General features: G+C 70.5%; 19 protein-coding genes. 4 read left to right on the top strand and 15 right to left on the bottom strand.

The genetic code is table 11. The features are described 5' to 3' along the window. On the bottom strand, window positions 1-231 hold the full coding sequence (locus PX701_RS13540; RefSeq protein WP_275506589.1) for a hypothetical protein: 231 nt from the start codon (window positions 229-231) through the stop codon (window positions 1-3). Beyond that, complete coding sequence (locus tag PX701_RS13535; protein WP_275506588.1) at window positions 228-1,754, bottom strand: methyltransferase domain-containing protein; 1,527 nt, start codon at window positions 1,752-1,754, stop codon at window positions 228-230. Before PX701_RS13535 ends, PX701_RS13540 begins: the two co-directional genes overlap by 4 nt. A 246-nt stretch (window positions 1,755-2,000) precedes the next feature. Here PX701_RS13535 and PX701_RS13530 point away from each other — a divergent pair, with 246 nt between their 5' ends. Together PX701_RS13530 and PX701_RS13525 are read left to right on the top strand one after the other, a co-directional pair. Then, window positions 2,001-3,230 carry a lipopolysaccharide biosynthesis protein gene (locus tag PX701_RS13530; protein WP_275506587.1) on the top strand — a complete coding sequence of 410 codons (1,230 nt, stop codon included), beginning with the start codon at window positions 2,001-2,003 and terminating at the stop codon, window positions 3,228-3,230. 53 nt (window positions 3,231-3,283) lie between these two features. Further along, window positions 3,284-5,206 (top strand): glycosyltransferase, encoded by a 1,923-nt coding sequence (locus PX701_RS13525; protein WP_275506586.1) that lies wholly within the window; start codon window positions 3,284-3,286, stop codon window positions 5,204-5,206. Window positions 5,207-5,265: 59 nt separating this feature from the next. On the opposite strand, the gene glf is transcribed toward PX701_RS13525, so the two are convergent. The 3 genes from glf to PX701_RS13510 form a co-directional block, all read right to left on the bottom strand. Next, entirely contained in the window at window positions 5,266-6,417 is a 1,152-nt protein-coding gene (gene glf / locus PX701_RS13520) for a UDP-galactopyranose mutase (protein WP_275506585.1), read from the bottom strand. Continuing rightward, a complete protein-coding gene (locus PX701_RS13515) occupies window positions 6,414-7,715 on the bottom strand; it encodes a nucleotide sugar dehydrogenase (RefSeq protein ID WP_275506584.1) in 1,302 nt (433 codons plus the stop codon). Before PX701_RS13515 ends, glf begins: the two co-directional genes overlap by 4 nt. Window positions 7,716-7,817: 102 nt before the next feature. Next, window positions 7,818-8,891, bottom strand: coding sequence for a glycosyltransferase family 2 protein (locus tag PX701_RS13510; protein WP_275506583.1), 1,074 nt, complete (start codon window positions 8,889-8,891; stop codon window positions 7,818-7,820). A 62-nt stretch (window positions 8,892-8,953) separates the two neighbouring features. On the opposite strand from PX701_RS13510, the gene wecB reads away from it, so the two are divergent. Continuing rightward, window positions 8,954-10,024 (top strand): non-hydrolyzing UDP-N-acetylglucosamine 2-epimerase, encoded by a 1,071-nt coding sequence (wecB, locus tag PX701_RS13505; protein ID WP_275506582.1) that lies wholly within the window; start codon window positions 8,954-8,956, stop codon window positions 10,022-10,024. A gap of 64 nt (window positions 10,025-10,088) precedes the next feature. On the opposite strand, the gene PX701_RS13500 is transcribed toward wecB, so the two are convergent. The 3 genes from PX701_RS13500 to PX701_RS13490 are packed head-to-tail and all read right to left on the bottom strand — an operon-like array spanning window position 10,089 to window position 13,491. After that, complete coding sequence (locus tag PX701_RS13500) at window positions 10,089-11,216, bottom strand: glycosyltransferase family protein (RefSeq protein ID WP_275506581.1); 1,128 nt, start codon at window positions 11,214-11,216, stop codon at window positions 10,089-10,091. Then, complete coding sequence (locus tag PX701_RS13495) at window positions 11,213-12,367, bottom strand: glycosyltransferase family protein (RefSeq protein ID WP_275506580.1); 1,155 nt, start codon at window positions 12,365-12,367, stop codon at window positions 11,213-11,215. Before PX701_RS13495 ends, PX701_RS13500 begins: the two co-directional genes overlap by 4 nt. A gap of 47 nt (window positions 12,368-12,414) precedes the next feature. Beyond that, window positions 12,415-13,491, bottom strand: a complete 1,077-nt coding sequence (locus PX701_RS13490) for a glycosyltransferase (protein WP_275506579.1) — start codon at window positions 13,489-13,491, stop codon at window positions 12,415-12,417. A gap of 140 nt (window positions 13,492-13,631) precedes the next feature. Between PX701_RS13490 and PX701_RS13485 the strand changes: the two genes are divergently transcribed. Then, on the top strand, window positions 13,632-14,906 hold the full coding sequence (locus PX701_RS13485; RefSeq protein ID WP_275506578.1) for an acyltransferase family protein: 1,275 nt from the start codon (window positions 13,632-13,634) through the stop codon (window positions 14,904-14,906). A gap of 15 nt (window positions 14,907-14,921) precedes the next feature. Here PX701_RS13485 and PX701_RS13480 read toward each other — a convergent pair whose 3' ends face one another. The 7 genes from PX701_RS13480 to PX701_RS13450 form a co-directional block, all read right to left on the bottom strand. Continuing rightward, complete coding sequence (locus PX701_RS13480; protein ID WP_275506577.1) at window positions 14,922-16,103, bottom strand: glycosyltransferase family protein; 1,182 nt, start codon at window positions 16,101-16,103, stop codon at window positions 14,922-14,924. Window positions 16,104-16,112: 9 nt separating this feature from the next. After that, complete coding sequence (locus tag PX701_RS13475) at window positions 16,113-17,900, bottom strand: ABC transporter ATP-binding protein (RefSeq protein WP_275506576.1); 1,788 nt, start codon at window positions 17,898-17,900, stop codon at window positions 16,113-16,115. Between the two features lie 177 nt (window positions 17,901-18,077). Beyond that, window positions 18,078-19,496 (bottom strand): glycosyltransferase family 4 protein, encoded by a 1,419-nt coding sequence (locus tag PX701_RS13470; protein WP_275506575.1) that lies wholly within the window; start codon window positions 19,494-19,496, stop codon window positions 18,078-18,080. After that, on the bottom strand, window positions 19,493-20,674 hold the full coding sequence (locus PX701_RS13465) for a glycosyltransferase family 4 protein (RefSeq protein ID WP_275506574.1): 1,182 nt from the start codon (window positions 20,672-20,674) through the stop codon (window positions 19,493-19,495). The genes PX701_RS13470 and PX701_RS13465 overlap by 4 nt, the downstream gene beginning before the upstream one ends. Before the next feature lie 17 nt (window positions 20,675-20,691). Further along, window positions 20,692-21,678 (bottom strand): Gfo/Idh/MocA family protein, encoded by a 987-nt coding sequence (locus PX701_RS13460; protein WP_275506573.1) that lies wholly within the window; start codon window positions 21,676-21,678, stop codon window positions 20,692-20,694. After that, on the bottom strand, window positions 21,678-22,778 hold the full coding sequence (locus PX701_RS13455) for a DegT/DnrJ/EryC1/StrS family aminotransferase (RefSeq protein WP_275506572.1): 1,101 nt from the start codon (window positions 22,776-22,778) through the stop codon (window positions 21,678-21,680). The genes PX701_RS13460 and PX701_RS13455 overlap by 1 nt, the downstream gene beginning before the upstream one ends. Next, entirely contained in the window at window positions 22,775-23,386 is a 612-nt protein-coding gene (locus tag PX701_RS13450) for an acyltransferase (RefSeq protein WP_275506571.1), read from the bottom strand. Before PX701_RS13450 ends, PX701_RS13455 begins: the two co-directional genes overlap by 4 nt. Window positions 23,387-23,432 lie beyond the last annotated feature (46 nt).

Raw genomic sequence — 23,432 nt, 5'->3', positions numbered from 1 at the left:
CTACTCGACCGACGGGAAGGGTCGACCCTCCGTCTTCGCATCACCTTGCGCACGCAACCGCTCGAACACGAGGTCGTAGAGCTCGGCGATCCGCCGCGAGTCGACGCGCAGTTCGTCGATCTCGGCGCGCAGTGCGTCGATCTCGCCGTGCAGCCGAGCGATCTCGGCCGACTCGGGCACGGCCGGGCCGCGGCGCTTGAGCTTGCGCAGTGCCGCTTCGAACCGGTTCACCGTGCCTCCTCCCGGACCGCCGATGCGGCCACCTTCGTACTGTAGAGCCTGACGGTTGCGACCGTGCGCGGTCCGGCCGCCGTCTTCCGCATCTGCCTGGCCTCGACTGCGCACCCGAGTCCGAACGCGGATGCCTCGTCGCGGAGCCATCTCAACGGCAGGTGCCACGTGTCGGGCCGGTCGTGGTCGTAGACGAACGATGCGTTCACGGAGAACGAGGCGAGCGCGACCGAGCCGGCGTCGATCAGGGCGCGCAGCAGGAGGAACGTGTTCGCGCGGGCCTCTCGGGTGAGGGTGTGCAGCACGTTCGACAGCAGGAAGTGCCGAGTGCCGCCGACGGCGAGCTCGTCGGCGATGAAGTCGAGCACTGCCCGCCGGTCGGCGAGGTTGAGGCGATGCACGGCGAGGTCCGCGCGCGACGACGCGGCGGCGAGTGCCGCGCGGGCGTAGTCGACCGCGACGACCCGGCGGCCCGCGGCCGCGAGCGATTCCGCGAGCTCGCCGTCGCCGCAGCCGAGATCGATGACCCGGTCGCCGGGCTTCGTCGCCGCGAGCAGCCGCTCGACGTCGCCGTACCAGTGGCGAGAACGCCCGAGCCTGATGTGACGCTCCCAGAAGTCGCGGTTCAGGTCGTAAACGCCGAACCAGTTCTCGAAGCGCCGCCGAGTGGACGACGGGGTGCGGAAGCGGAACGACGGGTCGGGCGTTCGCCACCCCTTGCCGTAGCAGAGCGCGAGCCAGGCGTCGCCGTCGGCGACCGACGGCACCGGCACGCCCTCGAGCGTCACCTCGCCGAGCGGCAGGAGCGACGCCGGTGCGAAGGTACCGCGCACGGCGATCGGCTGGTTGTAGACGCCTCGGTCGTGGAAGCCGAGGAAGAGGTCGACGTGGACCGCCGATCCGACCTCGTCCTGCAGGCGAGCGTCGCCGGCCGCCTCATCGGCGAAGAGGACCTGGAGGTGCGCGTCGCTGTGCCGGATCACCTCGTGACCGCGGGCGCGGATGCGGCGCTCGAGCTCGTACGACGCGATCGAGACGTCGGGCGGAGCGACCTCGCCGAGGTAGACGAGCAGGTCGATGTCGTCGTCGTGCGCGAGGATGCGCCCCTCGCGCACGGCACCGAGCAGCGTGCCGCCCGTGATGGCCGCGGTATAGCCGAGGTCGGCGAGGTCGGCGAGCACCGTCTGCATCGATCGCGTGAGCCGTCGGTGCAGTTCGTCGGAGGGGGCGTCGGTCAGCTTGCCCCACTTGTCGATGACCTGCCCGGCCGCGACGAGCTGGGCGAGGCCGACCGCCCCGGGCTTCGCCGGCCACGAGTAGCGGCCCTCGGCGAGCGCGAGGCCGTTGCGCTGGTCTCGCAGCACGACCGTGCCCGCTCCGTTGATGTGGTTGTGCAGCACCGTGGGCCAGCGCACGTGCGCGGCGCGGCCGGCTGCCTCGGGCACCTGCGTGGTCCACAGCTTCCGGCCGTTGACCTCGACGTCGACCATGCGGCCGATCGCGGGCGAGTCGAAACGCACCACGAGGCCTCGTCGACCTGCCCTGAGCGATGCGCGCCGGGCACCGCGTCGGAAGAGGGTCACGAACACGCTTCCTTCGGGTCGGCGGACAGTTGGCCAGGGGATGTCCCGAGTCTATGCGAACGCGTGCGATCCACCCATCCGCGATCCGTTCGCGACGCCGCCCTCTTCTGGGGGAGAATAGCCGGGAACGCGCACGACACACCCGGGCGCCGACTGCCCGAACCCGATCGCAAGGAGGTCGCGCGCGTGAAGACGAAGACCGCGCTGCGCTACGCCGGCGGCTACGGCCTGTCAGTGGCGATCAGCGGCGTGGTGAGCCTTGCGGTCATCCCGGCGATCATCGTCGCCGCGGGAGCCGATTCGTGGGCGACGATCGCCGTCGCCCAGGCCGTCGCGGGCTTCGCCTTCGTCTTCGCCGTCTATGGATGGGGTGTCGTCGGCCCGACCGAAGTCGCCGCCCGCCCCGACGTCGAACGAGGCGCGTACTACTTCGACTCCCTGCTCAGCCGCGTCTGGCTCTGCCTCGTGATCGTGCCGATCGCGATCGTGGTCGCCGTCGCGATCGTCGACGGCGACGCGCTGCTCGCCGCCCTCACGGTCGCGAGCGGCGTGCTCGTGGCTCTCGGTGCCGGCTGGTTCTACGTGGGCGAAGCGAGCCCGATCCGCTTCTTGCTCATCGACACGCTCCCCCGCATCGCGGGCACCGTGATCGGCGCGATCGTGCTCATCGCGACGGGCGACGTCATCGCGTTCGCGGCGCTGCAGCTCGCCGGCGTCGTCGCATCGGCCGTCATCGCGAACTGGAACATCCTCGCCCGCTACCGCGGGTGGCGCTTCGGCCTCTCCCCGGTGCGCGCCGTGCGAAATCTCGCCGGGCAGGCGAGCCCCGTCGCGATGAGCGCGACGGCGGCGGTCTACGTGAACGTGCCGATCGTGCTCATCGACCTGTTCCTGCCCCAGGCGACCGCCGTGTACGCCCTCGCCGAGCGCATCGTGCGCCTCGCCCTGTACTCCACGCGACCGGTCGTACAGATCGCCCAGGGCTGGGTGCCGAACCCCGTTCCCGAGGTTCAGTCGGCGCGCGCGCGGCGCGTCACGCTCATCGCGCTCGGCCTCGGCGGGCTCGGCGGCCTCGTCTACGCCGTCGCCGGCCCGTGGATCGGAGATCTGCTCTCGGGCGGCACGCTCGCGATCCCGATCGATCTCGCGATCCCGATGGCGGTCAACCTCGCCGCGATCCTCGCATCCCAGTTGACCGGGTTCGCCTGTCTCACGGCCTTCGGCCTCACCCGCGCACTCGCGACGAGCACGATCGTCGGCGCGGTCGTGGGCACACTGCTCATGTATCCCCTGCTGCTCTGGATCGGCGCGCCGGGCGTCGCCTGGGGGCTCGCCATCGCCGAGCTCTGCGTGCTGGGCGTGCAGCTCGTGACGCTGTCTCCCAGACTTCGCCGAACCGAACCAGTAGGCTCGTAGTCGCGCCGGGGGCCGCGGCGCGATCCCACGAGAACCACACGGAGCACCGCAGCGTGAGCGCAACCTGGAACGAGATCCAACGCGTCGTCTTCCCACAGGACGCCGACCCCGACGTCATCTCGCTGTACGTCGACGCCGACGTCTGGGCGAAGGTGGGCGACCGCGAAGTCCGCGTGAGCGACCGCGCACACCTCGATGACGTGCTCGGGCGTGACCGATTCCGCATCTCCTCCGGCGAGCGCGTCTCGTTCGCGAGCTACTTCAACGCCTTCCCGGCCTCGTACTGGCAGCAGTGGACGAACGTCGAGCGCATCCGCCTCTCGGTGGAGACGAGCGGCGAGGGTACCCTGCTCGTCTACCGTTCGACCGCGCAGGGCGTTCCGCAGCGCGTCGCCTCCGAGCCGTTCGCAGGCACGGTGCGCCACGAGATCGAGCTGCCGGTGACGACCTTCGGCGACGGCGGCTGGTACTGGTTCGACATCGTGGCGGGCGACGCCGACGTGGTCGTCGCGGACGGCCGCTGGCAGACGGATGCCTCCGAGCTGCGCTCGGGCGGCGCCTCCATCGGCACCACGACCTTCAACAAGCCCGACTACTGCGTCAGCACACTCGAGGCCCTCGCCGGCGACGAGACGGCGCGCGACGTGATCGACCGCATCTACATCGTCGACCAGGGCAACCAGCGCGTCGTCGACGAACCCGGCTTCGACCAGGTCGCCGAACGTCTCGGCGACACGCTGACCATGATCGAGCAACCGAACCTCGGCGGCTCCGGCGGGTTCGCGCGGTCGATGGCAGAGACCCTCGAGGCTGACACGAGCGACTTCCTCATCCTGCTCGACGACGACGTCACGGTCGAGCCCGAGAGCATCGCGCGGGCCGTGCGGTTCGCCCGGCACACGACCCGCCCCGTGGTCGTGGGCGGACACATGTTCGACCTGCTGAACCGCCCGGTGCTGCACGCCTTCGCCGAGACGGTCGACCTCAAGCCGTTCGTCTGGCACGCCCAGCCGCACGACGAGGTCCCGCACGACTTCCGGTTCTCGAACCTTCGGCAGACGCGGTGGATGCACGCCCGCATGGACGCCGACTACAACGGCTGGTGGTTCTGCCTCATCCCGACCGAGGTCATCCGGTCGGTCGGCCTCTCGCTTCCGGCCTTCATCAAGTGGGATGACGCGGAGTACTGCCTGCGCGCCCGCGACGCCGGCTATCCGACCGTGACCTTGCCCGGTATGGCGCTCTGGCACGTCTCGTGGCTCGACAAGGACGACTCGATCGACTGGCAGGCCTACTTCCACGCCCGCAACCGAATCGTCGCGGGCCTGCTGCATTCCCCCTACCCCAACGGCGGCCTGCTCGCCCGTGACAGCGAACGCTGGGACCTCAAGCACCTGCTCTCGATGCAGTACTACCCGGTGACCCTGCGCCACCGCGCGCTGCGCGACATCCTGTCGGGGCCCGTGCACATGCAACTCGGCATGGCGACCATCCTCGGGGAACTCCGCTCCGCGGCCGCCGACTTCCCGGAGAAGACCGTGCTCCGCCACGAGTCCGAGATCCCGATGACGGTCGAGGGCAAGCGGGTCTACCCTGTGCCCGCGACGTCGGCGGGGCCGAAGGGGCCGCGAGGTATCCCGCTCGTGCTGTTCACCGTGCGGATGACCGTACGCCAGTGGTTCACGCGCCCCGCTTCGAAGAACATCGCCGAACCCCAGGTGGAGTTGGCCAAGCGCGACGGGACCTGGTTCCGCCTGCCCCACTTCGACAGCGCGCTCGTGTCGACCGCGGATGGTTCGGGCAAGGTCCGGTACACGCGCGACCCGAAGACCTTCCGCCGCCTGCTGCGCGAGAGCCGTCGCCTGCACCGCGAGCTGCGCAAGCGCTGGCCCGAGCTCGCACGCGAGTATCGCGCTGCGCTGCCCGAGATCACCTCGCCCGAGGCGTGGGCGCCGCACTTCACGACGAAGAAGTAGTCGCCGACCAGACGAGCACGGCCCGAGGCATCCGCCCCGGGCCGTGCTCGTCTGCGGTGTCAGCGCGCGAAGCGCTCCACGAGCCTGTTCTGGAACATGCTCAGCGCCGAACCGATCGCCATGTGCATGTCGAGGTACTGATAGGTGCCCAGGCGCCCGCCGAAGTAGACGTCGGGCTCATGGTCCTGCAGCTCGCGGTAGGCGAGCAGTGCCGCGCGGTCCTCGGGGGTGTTCACCGGGTAGTACGGCTCGTCGCCGTGCTCCGCGAAGCGCGAGAACTCGCGCATGATGATCGTCTTGTCGGCGGGGTACTCGCGCTCGGGGTGGAAGTGGCGGAACTCGTGGATGCGGGTGAACGGCACCGAGGCATCCGCGTAGTTCATGACCGACGTGCCCTGGAAGTCGCCCACCGGCACGACCTCGCGCTCGAAGTCGAGGGTGCGCCAGCTCAGGTGCCCGGCCGACGAGTCGAAGTAGCGGTCGACGGGTCCGGTGTAGACGACGGGCACGTTGCCGACGACGGCCGCCTTGTTGAACGGCTGCGACGCGTCGAAGAAGTCGGTCGAGAGCCTGACGTCGATCTTCGGGTGGTCTGCCATCCGCTCGATCCATGCGGTGTAGCCGTCGACCGGCAGGCCCTCATGCGTGTCGTTGAAGTAGCGGTTGTCGTAGTTGTAGCGCACCGGGAGACGGCTGATGACCTCGGCCGGCAGCTCGGTCGGGTCGGTCTGCCACTGCTTCGCCGTGTAGTCGCGGATGAACGCCTCGTAGAGCGGGCGCCCGATGAGCGAGATCGCCTTCTCTTCGAGGTTCGCCGCCTGCTTCGTGTCGAACTCGTCGGCCTGCGAGGCGATGAGCGCCCGGGCCTCGTCGGGCGAGTAGGCGGCGCCGAAGAACTGGTTGATCGTGCCGAGGTTCACCGGCAGCGGGAACACGACGCCGTTGTGGTTCGTGTAGACCTTGTGCACGTAGTTCGTGAAGGTCGTGAAGCGATTGACGTACTCCCACACCTTCTCGTTCGAGGTGTGGAACAGGTGCGCTCCGTAGCGGTGCACCTCGATGCCGGTCGCAGGGTCGACCTCGCTGTAGGCGTTGCCGCCGATGTGGTCGCGGCGGTCGATGACCTGCACGGTGAGGCCGAGCTCGTTCGCCGCACGTTCGGCGATGGTGAGACCGAAGAACCCCGACCCGACGACGACGAGATCGGTCATCGAGCGCCCCCCGCGCCGATCACGAGCCGCGGCGTGCCGACCCAGCGGTCGGCGGCTGTGACGTTGCGGCCGTCGACGACGAGCCGCACGCCGGGCAGGTCGCTCGCGGCGAGGGTCTTGTAGTCGGCGTGGTCGGCCTGCACGATCGCGAGATCGACGGGCGCGCCGAGGTGGTACGCCGTCCATCCGTAGCGGGCGAGTTCGTCGTCGGTGTACATCGGGTCGTGGACGAGCACCCTCGCTCCGCGGGCCTCGAGCGCCTCGACGGTCGCGAAGACGCCGGAGAACGCCGTCTCCTTCACACCTCCGCGGTACGCGGCGCCGAGCACGACGGCGGTGAGGCCCGTGAGGTCGCCGAGCACGCCCGCGGCCTGGCCGACGAGCCGCTCGGGCATCGAGGCGTTGAGCAGGCGCGCGGTGCGCACGATCTCGGCGTCGCGGTCGGTCGAGAGGTAGAGACGCGGATACACCGGGATGCAGTGCCCGCCGACGGCGATGCCGGGTCGGTGGATGTGGCTGAACGGCTGCGAGTTGCACGCCTCGATGACGGCGTAGACGTCGACGCCGATCTCGTCGGCGTAGAGCGCGAACTGGTTCGCGAGCCCGATGTTGACGTCGCGGTAGGTCGTCTCGGCGAGCTTCGCCATCTCGGATGCCTCGGGCGAGCCCATGTCCCACACCCCGTTGGCTCGGGCGAGGTCGGGGCGCTCGTCGAACTCGAGCACGGCCTCGTAGAACTCGACCGCACGGCGGGTGCCCTCGGGGCTCATCGCGCCGACGAGCTTCGGGTACTTGCGCAGGTCTTCGAACACCCGGCCCGTGAGCACGCGCTCGGGCGAGAACACGAGGTGGAAGTCGGTGCCCTCGGCGAGGCCCGAGATCTCCTCGATCATCGGCTTCCAGCGGCTGCGGGTGGTGCCGACCGGCAGCGTCGTCTCGTAGGAGACGAGCGTGCCGGGGGTGAGGTGCTCGGCGAGCGAACGGGTCGCCGCGTCCATCCAGCCGAAGTCGGGCTCCCAGGTCGCGTCGTTCACGAACAGCGGCACCACGATGACGACGGCGTCGGCGCCGGGCACGGCGTCGGCGTAGTCGGTCGTCGCGCGCAGGCGCCCGGCGGGCACGAGCTCGGCGAGCTTCTCCTGGAGGTGCGCCTCACCCGGGAAGGGCTCGGTACCAGCGTTCACGAGGTCGACGACGGCCTGGTTGACGTCGACGCCGATGACCTCATGGCCCTGATCGGCGAACTGCACAGCAAGAGGGAGGCCGATCTTTCCGAGGGCCACGACGGCGATACGCATGGGCTCGAGTCTATCGCGGCGGGATCCGGCCCCAGGACGCGGGCACCGCCGCGCGGGCGCCCGATACGAGCACGCGTCCGGCGGTCACCGCGTTCGATCGTCTCACCCGCGCCCGGCGAACCACGTCGCCGCGGCGAAGCGCAGCGGCGCTTCGCGCGCGGCGAAGCGCGACATCCGAGCCGGCACGAGCGCGGGAGGCGTCGCGAACCGACGGCGCGCTCGCGACAGCGCATCCACCTCGGCATCGGGGACCCGCGGATCGAGGATGCCGCCGACGAGTGCGCGGTCGGCGCGTGAGAGCAGCTCCAGCGCCTCCGGGGCGAAGCGCTCGACCGCGTCGGCGATGCCGGCGAGCGCGAGGCGATCGCCGCCGAGCCAGGCACCGGCGCGGGAGTGCACTGCGCCGAACAGCGGCAGGCGCCAGAGCTTGACCGCCAGCGCGTTCCGGCTGCGCTCGCCGAGGGCCCCCACCCAGTCATCGGCGACGAGGTGCGTCACCGCCGCCAGGTCTTCGGCAACCGGACGCCGTGTGAACGTCACCCGCTCCGCGTCGTCGTGCACGAGGTACTCCGCACCACGACCGACGCGCGTGATGCGGGCGCCGGAGAACCAGAGCCGCGTGGAGAACATCAGGTCCTCACCACTCGCGAGGCCCGGTGTGAACCGCAGCCCGCCGAACCGTTCGCGAGCGATGAGCCCGAGCGGGGCCGTGCGATACGCCAGCCGGTCGCGCACCCCATCGAGGCGTGCCGTCCGACCGGGACGCGTCGGCGGCGTCGGCATTCGCCGGCCGTCTTCCGCATATCGGACGACCGGGATGACGACCGCGGCGGCATGCTTCCGTGCGACGGCGGCCCATGCGTCGACGGCACCCGCGACGAGTTCGTCATCCGAGCCCATGATCGACACGAACCGCGCCTCGGCGAGCTCGAGGCCACGGTTGAACGGGCCGGCCGGGCTGCGGATGCCGTCGTCGAACGACTCCAGCCGAACTCGCCGCTCGGCTGCGAACGGACCAAGCCCGGCCGCGATGCCGTCGACGGGCGTGTTGTGGCACACGACGATCACGCGTGAGACGGACGCGGAGGCGAGCGCCGATCCGACCGACCGCGAGATGTTCCGCCTCGGGTCGTGGACGGCGATGACGACGTCGACCTCGGGCGATGACGGTTGCACGCCTCGACGCTACCAGCGCGATCGTGGTCGCGCCGCGGCATCCTCGCCTAGACTCTCTGCACGTGAAGGTCATCAGCGTCGTCGGCGCGCGCCCCCAGTTCGTCAAGCTCGCCCCGGTCGCGAAGGCGGCGGCGGCCGCCGGTGTCGAGCACGTCATCGTGCACACCGGCCAGCACTACGACCCGATGCTCTCGGACGTCTTCTTCGACGATCTCGGCATCCCGGCCCCCGACGTACACCTCGGCGTCGGCTCAGGCAGCCACGGCGTCCAGACAGGCGCCATGCTCGGTGCGCTCGACGCAGTGTTCGACGAGCACTCCCCCGATTGGGTGCTCGTCTACGGCGACACGAATTCGACGCTCGCCGCGGCGGTCAGCGCCGTCAAGCTCCACTACCCGCTCGCTCACCTCGAGGCGGGTCTCCGTTCGTTCAACCGTCGCATGCCCGAGGAGCACAATCGGGTGCTCACCGACCACGCCGCCGACCTCTGCCTCGCGCCGACCGAGGTCGCGATGTCGCACCTCGCGACGGAGGGCCTCGCCGCTCGTGCGGTGCTCGTCGGAGACGTCATGACCGACGTCCTGTTCCAGGTGCGCGACGCCGTCGCCGCCACCCCGTCCGTGCTCGTCGACGAGCTGGGTCTGGTGCCCGGCGGGTTCCACGTGGCCACCATCCACCGCGCGGAGAACACCGACGACCCGACCCGCCTCGCCGAGATCGCACGCGCACTCGGGTCGCTCGAGCACCCCGTGATCCTACTGGCCCACCCGCGGGTCGTCGCGAAGGCCGCAGCCCACGGCATCGAACTCACGCAGGGCTCGCTGATCGCGCACGCACCACTCGCCTACCCCGATCTCATCGCGGCCGTGCTCGCGAGCCGCGGCGTCGTGACCGACTCGGGGGGCCTGCAGAAGGAGGCGTTCCTGTTGCGGATACCGTGCACGACGGTGCGCCCGGAGACCGAGTGGGTCGAGACCGTCGAGCTCGGCTGGAACGTGCTCGCCAACACCGCCGAGGAGATCGCTGCGGCCGTCGCCCGCCCCGCGCCGACGCCGACCGAGGCGTCGCCGTACGGCGACGGCCGGGCAGCCGAGCGGGTCATCGCCGAGCTGCTGGCCGCGACGCGCGCCTGATTCCGACGCCGGTGCCGTCGGCACCGGTGCCCGGCGACGAGCCCGGGAACAACGTCGAGCGCGTTCAGCGACCGACGATGCGGTCGATCGCGCGATGCCAGCCCTCGACCTGCGCCTCGGCCGACAGGTCCCGCGCCGCGGCCGCGGATGCGGCCTTGTACCGAACCACGTCGGCCGGGTCGAGGCGCTCGATCTCGCGCACGAGCGCTTCGGTCGAGAAGTCGTCTGCGACCGCACCGAGCCCGCGCTCGTGCACGACGCGCGCCATCTCGGGCGACGGACCGATCACGAGTCCGAGCCGGGCCTGCACGTAGTCGAAGAACTTGTTGGGCAGGGCCCACGTGTTGTTGAAGTTCACGGGCGGGAGCACGTGCACGCCCACGTCGTACCGGCTCAGCGTCTCGTTGAGCTCGTCGTACGGCACCGGGTCGTGCACCGTGACCCGCGCATTCTGCCGCGCCTTGAGCGCGTCGAGGTAGGCGGGGTCGTTCGGCGTCAGGTACAGGTCGAGGGTGCAGTCGCCCGATGCCGCATCGACGGCATCGACGATCGTCATGATGTTGCGGTCGTGCAGCGCCGCGCCGCTGTGCACGAGGCGGATCGGTCGATGCACGGGCCGCGGCTCGCGGTCGACGTAGGGCGCAGCGTTCGTCACCACACCCGCATCGATGCCGAACCGCCGACGGTACTCCTCGGCGATCCCCTGGCCGACGGTCGTCGCGCTGGCCGCGCGTGCGACGAACGCACGGCACATCCAGCGGATGAACGGGGCGACGAACACGCGCCAGCGAAGCAGATCCTCCTTCTGCCGGGGCGCGTACTCGTGGAGGTCGGCGTGGACGCCGCGCGACGGGACGGACAGCGCGAGCCCGACCGCGTCGACATCGTTGGCGAGCACGGCGTCGAAGGTCCGGCCCTCGAGCAGCTGCTGCGCGGCCGCGACCGCCGGATTCGCCCAGTAGGCCCGCCGATAGCGCCGCGTCGCGACGAGTCCACGGTCGTATCGCCACACCGCGAGCGAGTCGGGGATCGCGAGGTGCTCGACCACGCCCTCGGGAGCGGGACCGTGACCGCACGTGGTCACGGCGTAGTCTCCTGCGAACAGACGCACCTGCTTGAGCACCCGTGCGTCGGAGGCGATCGGCGAGAACGAGAGGATCAGCAGACGCGGCCGCCCGTCGGCGCCGCTCACCGCGCCGCCCCGCTGCCGATGAGCCCATCGACGCAGTCCGCCCAGACCGCGACCTGCGCCTCCGAGGAGAGTTCGCGCGCGTGCGCGTCGGCGAGCCGCTTCCAGCCGGCGACCGTCGCCCGGTCGAGGTCGGCGACGACTCGCCGGAGTCCGTCGGCGCTGAAGTCGGCGGTGACCGCACCGAAGCCGTGCTGCCGGACGACTTCGGCCATCTCGGCCGAGGGACCGACGATCACGCCGAGGCGGGCCTGAACGTAGTCGAAGATCTTGTTGGGGAGCGCCCACTCGTTGTTGAAGTTGACCGGTGGCAGCAGATGCACGCCGACGTCGTAGCCGTTGAGCGTCGATACGAGCTCCCGGTACGGCACGGGATCGCGCACCTCGACCCACTCGGACCTCGACGCCCGCGACGCCAGCTCGGCGAGGAGGCCGGGATCGTTCGGTGTGAGGTACAGATCCAGCGTCGCCGCACCGTCCGCCGCGTCGACGCCCTCGACGAGCGCCATCAGGTTGCGGTTCTTCAGGCAGGCGCCGCTGTGCACCAGCCGGATGGGATCGCGGACGTCGTGCGGCCCGAGGTCGGCATACGGCGCCGCGTTGGTCACGATCACCGGCACGAAGCCGAACTGCCGGGCGTACTCGCGCGCGAGGCCCTCGCTCACCGTCGACCACGACGACGCCTTCGACACGTACCGGCGGCAGAGCCAGTCGTAGTACGGCTTGATCCGCTTCAGCCAAGCCGGGATCTCCTCGTGCAGCCTGGGCGAGTACTCGTGCAGATCGGCGTGCACGCCGAACCGCGGTCGGATGGCGAGCGCGACCGGCACGGCCTCGACGTCGTTCGCGATGGCGGCATCGACCTGCAGCCCGGCCAGGGCGCGCCGGGCCCAGCGCACAGCCGACAGCCGCCAGTAGGCGCGCGAGTACCAATGCAGCGTGATGAGCCGTCCGTCGAGATCGTTGATGCGCTCGGCGTCGGGGATGCGGATGTGGCGTGCGACGCCGGCGGGCGCCTCGCCGTACCCGCACGTGATCACCTCGTAGCGACCGGAGAACTCGGTCACCTGCTTGAGGACTCGCGCGTCGGCCGCGATCGGTGAGAACGACAGGATCAGGAGGCGGCGTCGGGCGGGGGGCGTGTCGGTGGTCACGTGTGGATCCGTTTCATTGCGAGGTCGGTCTGCGCCGCGAGCTGCGGTCATGGCCAGCTCCGGTATCGGAGGAAGCGACGGATGGCGCCCTCGCGGTCGGCCACGGCGAACGGGTTGCGCGGAATCAGGCGCGCGAACCGTCCGGCCGTCGGGTGGGCAGCGGCGGCACCCGCGACGGCGGTGCGATCGTGGGGATCCGATACGAGGGCGTCGAGGAGGTCGCGATCGGCGCGGGCGAAGGGACGTCGCGCCCGAGGGGCGAGGCCGACCGCGGTCCGAACGACCTCGGCGTAGGCATCGATGTCGTCGGCCGCGAGCGCACCGCCGGACGCCCGGCGGAGCACCGGCCCGAGCACGTGGATGCGGAGCACCTTGATCATGAGGCTCGTGCGCACCGCGGCAGGGGCATCGACGAGCCAGTCGCGGGTGAGCAGGAGCCGCAGCGCCGTGAGTTCGAGGCGCGCGGGGCGCGGAGCGGTCGTCACCCGCGTGTCGGCATCGGCGCCGATCACGTACGAAGGGTCGGCCGGGTGGAAATCGATCCTCGCGCCGGAGTACCAGAGCTTCGCGGAGAACTCGATGTCGTTCCCGGCCGGCATTTCAGGGGTCAGCACGAGGTCGAGGGCGCCGAGCATGCTGCGCCGGAGGTAGGCGAGCGGAGCGGTACGGTACGCGAGGCGATCGCGGATCGGGTCGAGGTGCCGGACGTGCCCCTTCCGCGCGAGCGGATTGCGCAAGATCTCACCGGACTGGTGCATGAGCGGCAGCACGAGCGCGTCTGGACGATCGGCACGCAGGTGGTCGACCGCGGCGGCGACCGCACCCGGCTCCATGAAGTCGTCGGAGCCCATGATCGTGACGTACTCGGCGGTCGCCGTACGGAGACCGTGCATGAACGGACCGGTCGGCGAACGCACACCGTCGGTGAACTCGAGCCAGACGACCGGGGCCTCGTCGAACTCCCGGCGGACGTCGTCGAACGCGGCGACCGGGATTCCGTGGCACACGACAAGTACTCGGACGCCCTCAACGCGGTCGTGCAGCACCGACCGGACGGCCCGGGCGAGCGGTCGCGAGGGATCGTGCACCGCGATCACGACGTCGACCGCTGGCGCACTGGGCATGGACTGCATTCTCCCAGCCCCATGCGCCGCTGCCAAACCGTGCCGTCCGTCGGCCCTCACGGCGTGCGCACGGCCGCGCCTGACCTAGACTCGCTGTCTGTGAGGCATGTCGAATCGTCGCGAGCATCGGGCACAACGTGGTGAGCACTGCGGTTGCGCCGGTTGCCGGCACGCGACGACTCGATTCGCTCACCGGCCTCCGGTGGTGGGCCGCCTTCGCCGTGTTCGGCCATCACATGCTGAACTTCGCTCCCCTGCCCGGCGCAGCGGTGCTGACACTCGGACACTACGGCGTCGCCTTCTTCTTCGTGCTGTCGGGCTTCGTGCTCACGTGGTCGGCGCGGGCGACGACGACGATGCCCACCTTCTGGTGGCGCCGCTTCTCCAGGATCTACCCCGCGAGCTTCGTCGCCCTGCTCCTCGCGATCCCGGTCTTCTACAGCTTCGACCCTGATCCCGCCCAATGGTGGGTGAAGCCGTTCGTCCCGGGCATTCTGCTGCTGTCGGTCTTCCTCGTGCAGGGCTGGTCGCGCGATCCGGTGATCCTGTTCTCCGGAAACCCGGCCGCGTGGACGCTGACGTGCGAGGCGTTCTTCTACGCCCTGCACCCGTTCATCAACAAGGTCCTGCTGCCGCTCAGGCTGCGCGGTTCGCTGATCGCCGCCGGCGTCGTCGTCGCGATCATGTTCGCGTACCGGGCCTCGGTGATGCTCTGGCCGGGGACTTGGCTGGCGACGCTGCCGTTGCCCGTCTCGCGGCTGCCTGAGTTCGTGCTCGGCATGTGCCTCGCGAGCGCGATGCTCGCTGGCTGGCGCGTGCGTATCAAGCCGCTGTACTGCTATCTCGCAGGCGGCGCGTTCCTCGTCTGGATCGGCTACTCGGCGACCCGCGAAGCCGTCGACCCGGTCACCCGGTTCTTCCTCTCCTCCTCGAACGAGTGGATCGTCATCCTCTGCGCGATCACGATCGCCGCGGTCGCGCGCCGTGACCTCGTCGGCGGCTTCTCGCTGCTGCGGTCCAAGGTGCTCGTCGCGCTCGGCGACTGGTCGTACGCGTTCTACCTCGTGCACGCGACGGTCATCTACGCGCTGCTCGCGGTGGTCGGTCGCCAGCCGGCGGGTTGGAGCGCACTTGCGTGGACCGCGTTGCTGCTCGTACTGTCGCTCGCCGCGGCTGCCGCCCTGCACCACCTCGTCGAGCGCCCGCTCGAGCGTCGCATGCGCCGGTGGTGGGACTCCCGTGCCGAGCGCCGGCGTGCGCGACCGGCGCTTGGGAGCCCGGCAGCCGGAGCGGCCCCGCCCGAGGGGGCGCCGGCACCGGCCGGTGACGAGCTCACCGCCGGCACGGCCGCGCCCAGCGCGAACGCGTCGGCGACCGATGCCGACCGCGACCCCCGCGCGACGCCCGCCCGCTGACCGACCCGGCCCGACTCAGCGGGCGCCGAGGAAGCCGCCAAGCGCCTCCGCCGAGCGACGCCCGTCGTGCACTGCGCGCACGAACGCGGGCCCGCGCTCGGCCACCCGGCGCGCGGCGTCGCGATCCGCGACGAGCGATCGGAGGATCCGCTCGATCTCACCGCCGCGCGACTCGACGATCGGAAGCTCGAGACCGGTGCGGGCCAGGATCCCGTCGCGAACGGTACGGTCGACGTGTCCGACCACCACACGGCCCGCGGCCATCGCCTCGCACGCGGCGACGCCGTAGTCGCCGACACGGAACTGGTCGAGCACGATATCGGCGCCGCGATAGACGTCGGGCATCTGGGTGGCCGGTACGCCGGTGACCCGGAGGTACTCGATGAGCCCCTCCGACTCGAGTCGGGCCAGCGCGGGATCGACCAGGTCCGATCCTTTGATCCGGCCGCTGCTCGGTGCGTGCGCCACGACCGGGCGCGGGCGCTCGAGCGGTTCCGCACCACCCGACCACGCCTCTGGATCGACCACCACCGGCAGCCACTCGGCCGCGGGCAGATCTTCCAAGAGGCCGAGCGTCGAAACGAACACCGGCAGTCCGAGCCGATCGAGCAGTGCGAGGTTCTCGGCCGCCTGACGCTCGAACACCGCCACCTGGTCCCAATCACGGTCGGCGAACGGCGAGTCGGGGTGCGTCGCGGCGTGGCGGCTCGGCAGCCGCACCTCGCTGCCGTGTGCCACCATCGCCACGCGCACCCCGCGGACGATGAGGTCGCGCACCTGCTGCTCGACCGTCTGATCGTAGACGCGGCCGAACAGGTGCCGCTCGGCCTCGACCAGCACGTGGCCGAATCCCGACGAGACCGCGTCGTGCTGATGTCGCTGCCAGCTCCGCGAGAGCACGTACGCGGACGCCGGCACCGTCTGATCGACCGGGAAGCCGAACTCGGTACCGATCCGGTAGGCCATGCTCACCGCCCCGACCCCCGGCACTCGCTCGGCCGCACGGGCCCACTGCCAGCCCTGCCCGGCGAAGTTCACCGGGCCGACGAAGAGCCGCACAGGCGTCTGCGGTGGTACCGCGACCGCCAGCGCGGCCGGGTCATAGCGCAACCGCTTCGGCAGGACGCGGACGAGCAGCGCCTCCGGCACCAGCCGCGACGCGCGACCGGCCATCGCCGCGAGTCCGCGTGGCAGCATCCCGGACGCCTACTTGACCAGGCCGGCCAAGGCGGCCTGCGTCGCGAAGTCGGGGACGGCGGCCACGACTTCGTCGAACGTCCCGTTCGCGAGGATCGTCCCATCGCGCATGAAGACCACCTGGTCGCTGTCGCGGATCGTCGACAGACGGTGAGCGACGGAGACGATCGTCACCTGCCCCCGCAGGTTGCGGATCGCGAAGGCCACATCCGACTCGGTCTTCGTGTCGAGCGCGCTCGTGGCCTCGTCCATCACCAGGACGAGAGGGTCGCCGTAGAGCGCCCGGGCGATGCCGAGTCGCTGCCGCTGGCCGCCGGAGAGTGCCATACCGCGGTCGCCGATTCGCGAGTCGATGCCGCCGGGACGCTGCGAGATCGTGTCCAAGAGCTGGGCGCGCTCGAGCGCCTCACGCACCTTGTCGCGATCGATGTCGTCGCCCCACGTGAGCGCGACGTTCTGCGCCACCGTGCCGTCGAACAGCGAGACGTCCTGCGGTACGTACCCCACCCGCGAGCGCCAGTCCATGAGCACGTCCTCGAGCTCGACCCCGTCGAGGCGGATGCTGCCCTCGGACGGCACGAGGAGACCGAGGATGAGGTCGACGAGCGTCGTCTTGCCCGCGCCCGAGGATCCCGCGATTCCAAGCGTCGCACCCATCGGAAGCACGAGGTCGACGTCATGCAGCGCAGGTTCTTCCCGATGCGGGTAGGTGAATCGAACTCCCTTCAGCTGCAGCTCGCGGGGCTCACCCGTGATCGGTCGGCGCCCGACCGTGTCGGCGTACTCGATGTAGTCGGCGGACTTCTCGATGTCGCGGATCACGTCGTTGACGATCGGCACGTTCGCATGCGTCTGCGTCATGACCGACTGGAAGCCCGTGAGTGACGGCACCAGCCGGTAGCCTGCCACCCCGAAGAGGGCGACCGACGAGAACGCCGCAGCGAGGTTTCCGCCGCTGCCGAGGTATGAGGCGCCGCCGACGAGCAGGAACCCGCCGACGAGGGCGGCATCGAAGACGAACTTCGGGAGCTGTCCGAGGAAGCTCAGGTTGGAGCGAGCTCGCGTCGTGTGGATCCGGTTGTCATGGACCGCCCGGGCCACGGTCGGCGCGCTGTTGCGGAGCGTGATCTCCTTGAGTGCGTTCACCATGTCGGTCATCAGCCGTGCGACCTTGAACGAGTAGGTGCGGTTGACGCGCCCCGCCTCGATCGACTTCCGAGCGACGATGAAGTACAGGATGCACGCGATCAGTCCGAGATAGCCGAGCGTGATCGCAGCCGTGAGCGGCTGCGCGATGACGAGCACGGCGACCACGGCGACGAACGTCGTGAACATCGCCGGAAGCGAGAGCACCGGCAGCATGAACCCGCCGACGACACTTGCGATGCCGACATCCGCCAGTCGGATCAGCTGCGAGGTGTTGCGCCGGAGCCGCTCGGTCCACGGCGCTTTGATGTATGCGGCGAACAGACGATCGCCGATCTCCAACTCGTACGACGCGAACCGGCGCGTGGCGACCCACTGGAGGATGATCGCGATGATGGCCTTCACGATGATGATCCCGCACACTACGAGCAGCACCCAGGCGAAACCGCTCGGCTCGATCGTCCCGACCACCGGGAGGCTGATCGGCTGGTTGTTCACCATGCCCGTGAGCGAGACCGCAAGGAGCATCAACGCGGCGACGTCGAGCCCGGCCAGGGCGCTCGAGAAGACCACGTAGACCCAGAGGAAGGCACGCGCTTTGGCCGGCAGGAATGGCAGCAGCCGTCGGAACGTCTGGAGATTGTCGTTCACTGTCGATTCCTTCTCGGCTGCGATCGCGGACGGCGGTACGTGGGTGGTCCGACGGCGGCGCCCTGGAGCGAGCGTCTCGTCGGCGGGCGATCGATCGTTAATCCTCGCACAGACTGGATCGGAGTCTTGTCGATGACCTCTCCGCTCCCGGGAATCACCGCGAGCCCACGCACCGGGTCAGACACCGATGGAGCCTCGCCGACTCGCGTCCGATTCGAGCAGCCGGCGGTGCAGGTCGATCAGACGGCTCGCCTCCTGCTGCCAACTCAACTCGGCAGCCGCGGCGCGAGCCGCAGCCCGATGGCGAGACGCGGCACCGATGACCGCCTCGATCGCCCCTGCGAGTGCTTCCGGCGATGCGTGAGGGTCGACGACACCGCCGAGATCGTATCGCCGGACCACTTCCGACGCGTCCTTCGTCGCGGAGGTGAGCACGGGGACGCCTGCGTGAACGGACTCGAAGAGCTTGTTCGGCAACGAATACTCGTAGGAGAGCACCGTCGGTTGCGTGAGCGCGACCGAGACGTCCGCGTCGGCGAGCGCCGCCGACACCTCGGCGGGCGGAACGGCGCCGACGAAGTGGACCCGGTCGCCGTCGCCCGTCCGGGCGACGAGCCGGCGCAGACCGTCGACGTAGACTTCCGACCCCTCGCCGAGCAGCACGAAATGGGTGTCGTCGGGCAGGTGCGGCATCGCCTCGATCACGCGTTCGATACCTCGGTTGAACGTGATGCCCCCGCAGTATGCAACGACCCGCGTGTCGTCGTCGAGGCCGGCGAGTTCACGCAGTCGACCATCCGACCGTTCGATCGATCTGTCCCCGAGCGGGGGGATGTTGCGCACGAGCGTCGGGAGCTCGCGTAGCCGGTAGCGCTCCTGCAGCCATTCGGCGATGCTCGGCGAGACGGTGATGACGCCGGCGGCCCGCCGGGCGCCCCGCCGCTCCATCGGACCCTCGAGGCGCTTTGCGATCGGACGATCGGCGCTCACATTGCGACGGGTCCACAGCTCGTGCGAGTCGTAGACGAACGGGATGCCGAGCCGGCCGGCGACGCGCGTCGCGACCGGCAGGGTGTTGGCGTCGTGCGCGTGGACGAGGTCGGGCGCCCACGACCGGACGGCGGCACGCGCTCGGCGCCAGAACGAGAACTGTCGGACGGTGCGGTCGGCGCGCCGCCACTGCTTGACGGTCCAGCCCTTGATTCCCCTCGGCGTCGCGGGGAGCGCGGCGGCCGCGCCTTCGGCGGGCACTATTGCGGTCGCGACCGCGACGGCCGGCGCCCCGGCCGGGGCAACGGCGGCGGGCGCCCCGCGACCGATCACCAGGCGTGCCGTACGGCCTGCGTCGACGAGCACGTGGCCGATGGAGCGGATCGCCACCCGCTCGATCTCGAAGCCGTCCTCGTGCTCGGTGATGCCCGCCGGGTAACGGCTGACGCGCGGGCCGCCGAACGCGAACACGCGCACCTTCGCTCCCGCGTCCACGGCGGCCTTCGCGATCCTCATCACGCGAGCGTCGCGATGAACGTCGTTGTAGACGACGAACGCGACGCGCGGCGACGCTCCGTCGCCCGGTGCATATCGGGCCTCGGTCATTCGACTCCCCCCGCCGCATGCCGCACGACGTCGGCGGCGGACTTCGCCGCCGAGCTGATCGATGCGTGCCGCGCCGTCCATGCGGCCAATCGTTCGGCATCGGCGCCGGGCTCGCGCCGCAGCACCTCGACGACCGCGGACGCGACCGCGTCCGTGTCGTAGTCGACGGCGCGGCCGAGGTCGCCCCGATCGATCACCTCGGCCGCCGCGCCGGGGCCCGCGTACACGACGGGGGTGCCGCACCCGAGCGCCGCATAGACCTTCGTCGGGAACGCGAAGTCGTATCCCTGCCCGGGCTTGAGGCTGACGAGGCCTGCGCCCGCGGACCGCAGGCGGGTCGCCGCTTCTGCAGGCGGCACGAGGTCGTGGAACTCGACGGCGCCGGGCGCGACCTCCTCTGCGAGTTCGCGCAGGTCGTCCCATGCGCTGCCCTGTCCGAGAAACACGAGCTTGGCATCGGGAATCGTGGCGGTCACCGCCGGCCATGCGCGGACGAACACGTCGGCGCCCTGCCATTCTGAGGTCGTGCCGGCGTAGACCGCCGTGGGCGGCCCCTCGACGGTCGGACCGTCGGGAGAGAACACACGGGTGTCGATGCCGTTGCGCACGACCGTCACGCGGTCGTGTCCGGCGAGTGCGCGCACCCGATCGGCGACGCCGTCAGTCACGGCGACCACGTGCCGAGCCCTGCGCAGTGCGCGACGCTCGAGGCTGCGCACTGCGCGCACGACGAATCCGGGAGCGCCGGTGGACTCGGCGGCGTCGGACCAGATGTCGGCCGCGTAGTACACGTACGGACGTCGTCGGAGGGCGCAGACGACGCGCACGACGAACCCGGTCGTCGGCGGCGGCTCGGTGACGACGACGTCGGCAGCCCGTGAGAAGAGCAGGCGGAAGGCGAGCGGTACGTCGAAGCTGAGGTACTGCAGGTAACCGCGGACCTGTCCCGACGCGTCGCGCAGGACGGGCGCTCGCCGCACCCGGACCGCGCCCGCGGCGTCGTCGGCCTCGGCCGCCCGCCAGCCGGCCGCCTCAGGTGCGGTGCCCGCAGGCGGACGCGTCGTCAGCACGGTCACCTCGGCGCCGCTGCGCGCGAGCGCGCCGGCGAGCGCCGCGAGACGATATGCCGCCGCAGCGGGCTCGGGCGCGAAGATGCGACTGGTGATCACGACGCGCATCGGCGGGCGACTCCGATTCAGAGGTCGACGACCGCGCCGGACGCCGCGGACGTGATGACGGCTTCGACGACCTCGAGAGTGCGCAGCCCCTCCTCCATCGTGACGACGTCCTGACGCTCGCCGAGGACGGCATCGCGGAAGGCCTCGTGCTCGACCCGCAGCGGCTCCCGCTTGGCGAAGGCGAACCTGGTCATGTCGCCCTCGCTCACACCGCGGAACGCCGACACGGCCTCCCACTCGGTCGGAACGGTGCCGTTGCGGAAGAGCGTCAGGTCGCCCGTCGAGGTGTCGGCGACGAACGCGCCGAGCTCGCCGGTGACGATCGTCACGCGCTCTTTCATAGGGCTGAGCCAGTTCACGATGTGGTTGACGAGGACTCCGTTGCGGAGCATCCCGCTCGCGAGCACCATGTCCTCGTACTCACGACCGCTCTTGTGCAGCGTGCGCGCCGAGATCGACGCGTAGTCGCTCTGCGCGACCCACGCAGTGAGATCGACGTCGTGCGAGCCCAGGTCCTTCACGACGCCGACGTCGGCGATGCGGGCCGGGAACGGGCCCTGCCGACGGGTCGCGATCTGATACACCTCGCCCAGGTCGCCCGCCGCGATGCGACGGCGCAATTCCTGCAACGCGGGGTTGAACCGCTCGATGTGCCCGACGGCGCCGACGAGGCCGCGCGCCTTGAAGGCGTCCGTCATCTCGCGACCCTGCTCGACCGTCTGCGCGATCGGCTTCTCGACGAGCGTGTGCACCCCGGCGTCGGCGAGCTTCATCGCCGCGTCGTAGTGGAACCGGGTCGGAATGGCGACGACGGCGAGGTCGATCCCGACCGCGATCATCGCGTCGACATCGGGCAGCACCTCGAGGTCGCCGGCGACGCCGTGCGGGTCGCCGCCCGGGTCGGCGATCGCCACGAGGTCGACCCCCGGCAGTTCGCGCAGCACGCGGGCGTGATGGCGCCCCATCATGCCCACGCCGATGAGGCCGGCGCGCAGCTCGGCCATCAGGCGCCCGCTCCTGCGACGGCGTTCACGGCCTCGACGATGCGCTCGAGGTCGCGCTGCGAGAGCGACGGGTGCACCGGCAGCGACACGACCTCCGCCGCGGCCCGCTCGGTCTCCACGAGGTGCAGGCCGGGGGCGAAGTGCGCGAGCGAGGCGAGCCGGTGGTTCGGCACCGGGTAGTAGACGCCGCTGCCGACCGCGTACTCGTTCTTGAGCGCCGCGACGAAGCCGTCGCGGTCCTCGGGAACCCGGATCGTGTACTGGTGGTAGACGTGCACCGCGTCGTCCGCGACGGGCGGCACGATCACACCGCGCAGCTCGCGATCGAGGAAGGCGGCGTTCGCCTGTCGGGTCGCCGTCCATCCACCGACCTTGGTGAGCTGCACGCGGCCGATCGCCGCGTGGATGTCGGTCATGCGGGCATTGAAGCCGACGACCTCGTTCTGGTACTGCGCCTCCATGCCCTGATTGCGCAGCAGCTTGACGTTGCGCACGAGCTCGGGGGTTTCGCACGTGACCATGCCGCCCTCGCCGCTCGTCATGTTCTTCGTCGGGTAGAGGCTGAACATCGCAAAGCGACCGAAGGTCCCCACCTTGCGTCCTCCGAGCGAGGCGCCGTGCGCCTGCGCCGCGTCCTCGAAGAGCGCGAGGCCGTGGCGGTCGGCGACGGCCTGCAGGTCGGTCATGTGCGCCGGGTGGCCGTAGAGGTGCACCGGCATCACGGCGGCCGTGCGCTCGGTGACGGCGGCCTCGACCGACGCGGGGTCGAGCGTGAACTGCTCGGGCTCGATGTCGGCGAACACGGGCGTGGCGCCGGTGAGCGCGACCGAATTGGCCGTCGCCGCGAACGTGAACGAGGGCACGATGACCTCGTCGCCGGGGCCGATGCCCGCCGCGAGGAGGCCCAAGTGGAGGCCGGACGTGCCGGAGTTCACCGCGACCGACTCGCGGCCTTCGACGAGCACCTCGGCGAATTCTCGCTCGAAGGCGGCGACCTCGGGACCCTGCGCCACCATTCCGGACTGCAGCACCCGGTCGACGGCAGCGCGCTCGTCGTCACCGATGATCGGTTTCGCGGGGGGAATGAACGACTCGGTCATGCGTTCTCACTCATCTCTCTCAAGACCCCATCGGTCTCGACGTACTCGGCGCCAGTCGCGGGACAGCGCCAGATCTCTCCGTCGGACACCAAGCGCTGCCCGGCACGTCCGACCCACCCGAGGCGTCGTGCCGGCACGCCGGCCATCAACGCGAAGTCGGGGACATCCTTGGTGACGACGGCGCCGGCGGCGATGGTCGACCAGGCACCGATCGTAACCGGTGCCACGCACACCGCCCGTGCCCCCACGGAGGCGCCCTCGCGAATGGTCACACCCACGGGTTCCCAATCGTGGGCGCTCTTCAGCGTGCCGTCGGGGTTCACTGCTCGCGGGTACGTGTCGTTCGTGAGCACGACGGCCGGTCCGATGAAGACGCCGTCGGCGAGCTGCGCCGGCTCGTAGACGAGCGCGTAGTTCTGCACCTTGCAGTTGTCGCCGAGGCGGACGCCCGTGCCGATGTAGGCCCCGCGGCCGATCACGCAGTTCTCGCCGAGCACGGCCTGCTCGCGCACCTGGGCGAGGTGCCATACCGAGCTGCCGTCACCGATGGTCGCTTCGGGTGAGACGTCTGCGGAGTCGACGATGCGGGCGCTCGAAGGTGTTGACAATCTGGGCTCCTCATGCCGTCCGGGCAGCCGCGGCTGCGCAGACAGC

It is taken from the genome of Agromyces chromiiresistens, assembly GCF_029167465.1.
In the GTDB taxonomy this organism is placed as follows: domain Bacteria; phylum Actinomycetota; class Actinomycetes; order Actinomycetales; family Microbacteriaceae; genus Agromyces; species Agromyces chromiiresistens.
Note: the sequence above shows the minus strand (reverse complement) of the source record. Positions and strands in the feature narration are given on the sequence as shown.

Coding starts and splice junctions, on each gene's coding strand:
- PX701_RS13490 (WP_275506579.1), bottom strand. CDS start 13,491: ATGCCCAGTGCGCCAGCGGTCGACGTCGTGATCGCGGTGCACGATCCC.
- PX701_RS13515 (WP_275506584.1), bottom strand. CDS start 7,715: ATGCGTATCGCCGTCGTGGCCCTCGGAAAGATCGGCCTCCCTCTTGCT.
- PX701_RS13460 (WP_275506573.1), bottom strand. CDS start 21,678: ATGGCCGAGCTGCGCGCCGGCCTCATCGGCGTGGGCATGATGGGGCGC.
- glf (WP_275506585.1), bottom strand. CDS start 6,417: ATGACCGATCTCGTCGTCGTCGGGTCGGGGTTCTTCGGTCTCACCATC.
- PX701_RS13480 (WP_275506577.1), bottom strand. CDS start 16,103: ATGCTGCCACGCGGACTCGCGGCGATGGCCGGTCGCGCGTCGCGGCTG.
- PX701_RS13465 (WP_275506574.1), bottom strand. CDS start 20,674: ATGCGCGTCGTGATCACCAGTCGCATCTTCGCGCCCGAGCCCGCTGCG.
- PX701_RS13455 (WP_275506572.1), bottom strand. CDS start 22,778: ATGACCGAGTCGTTCATTCCCCCCGCGAAACCGATCATCGGTGACGAC.
- PX701_RS13470 (WP_275506575.1), bottom strand. CDS start 19,496: ATGACCGAGGCCCGATATGCACCGGGCGACGGAGCGTCGCCGCGCGTC.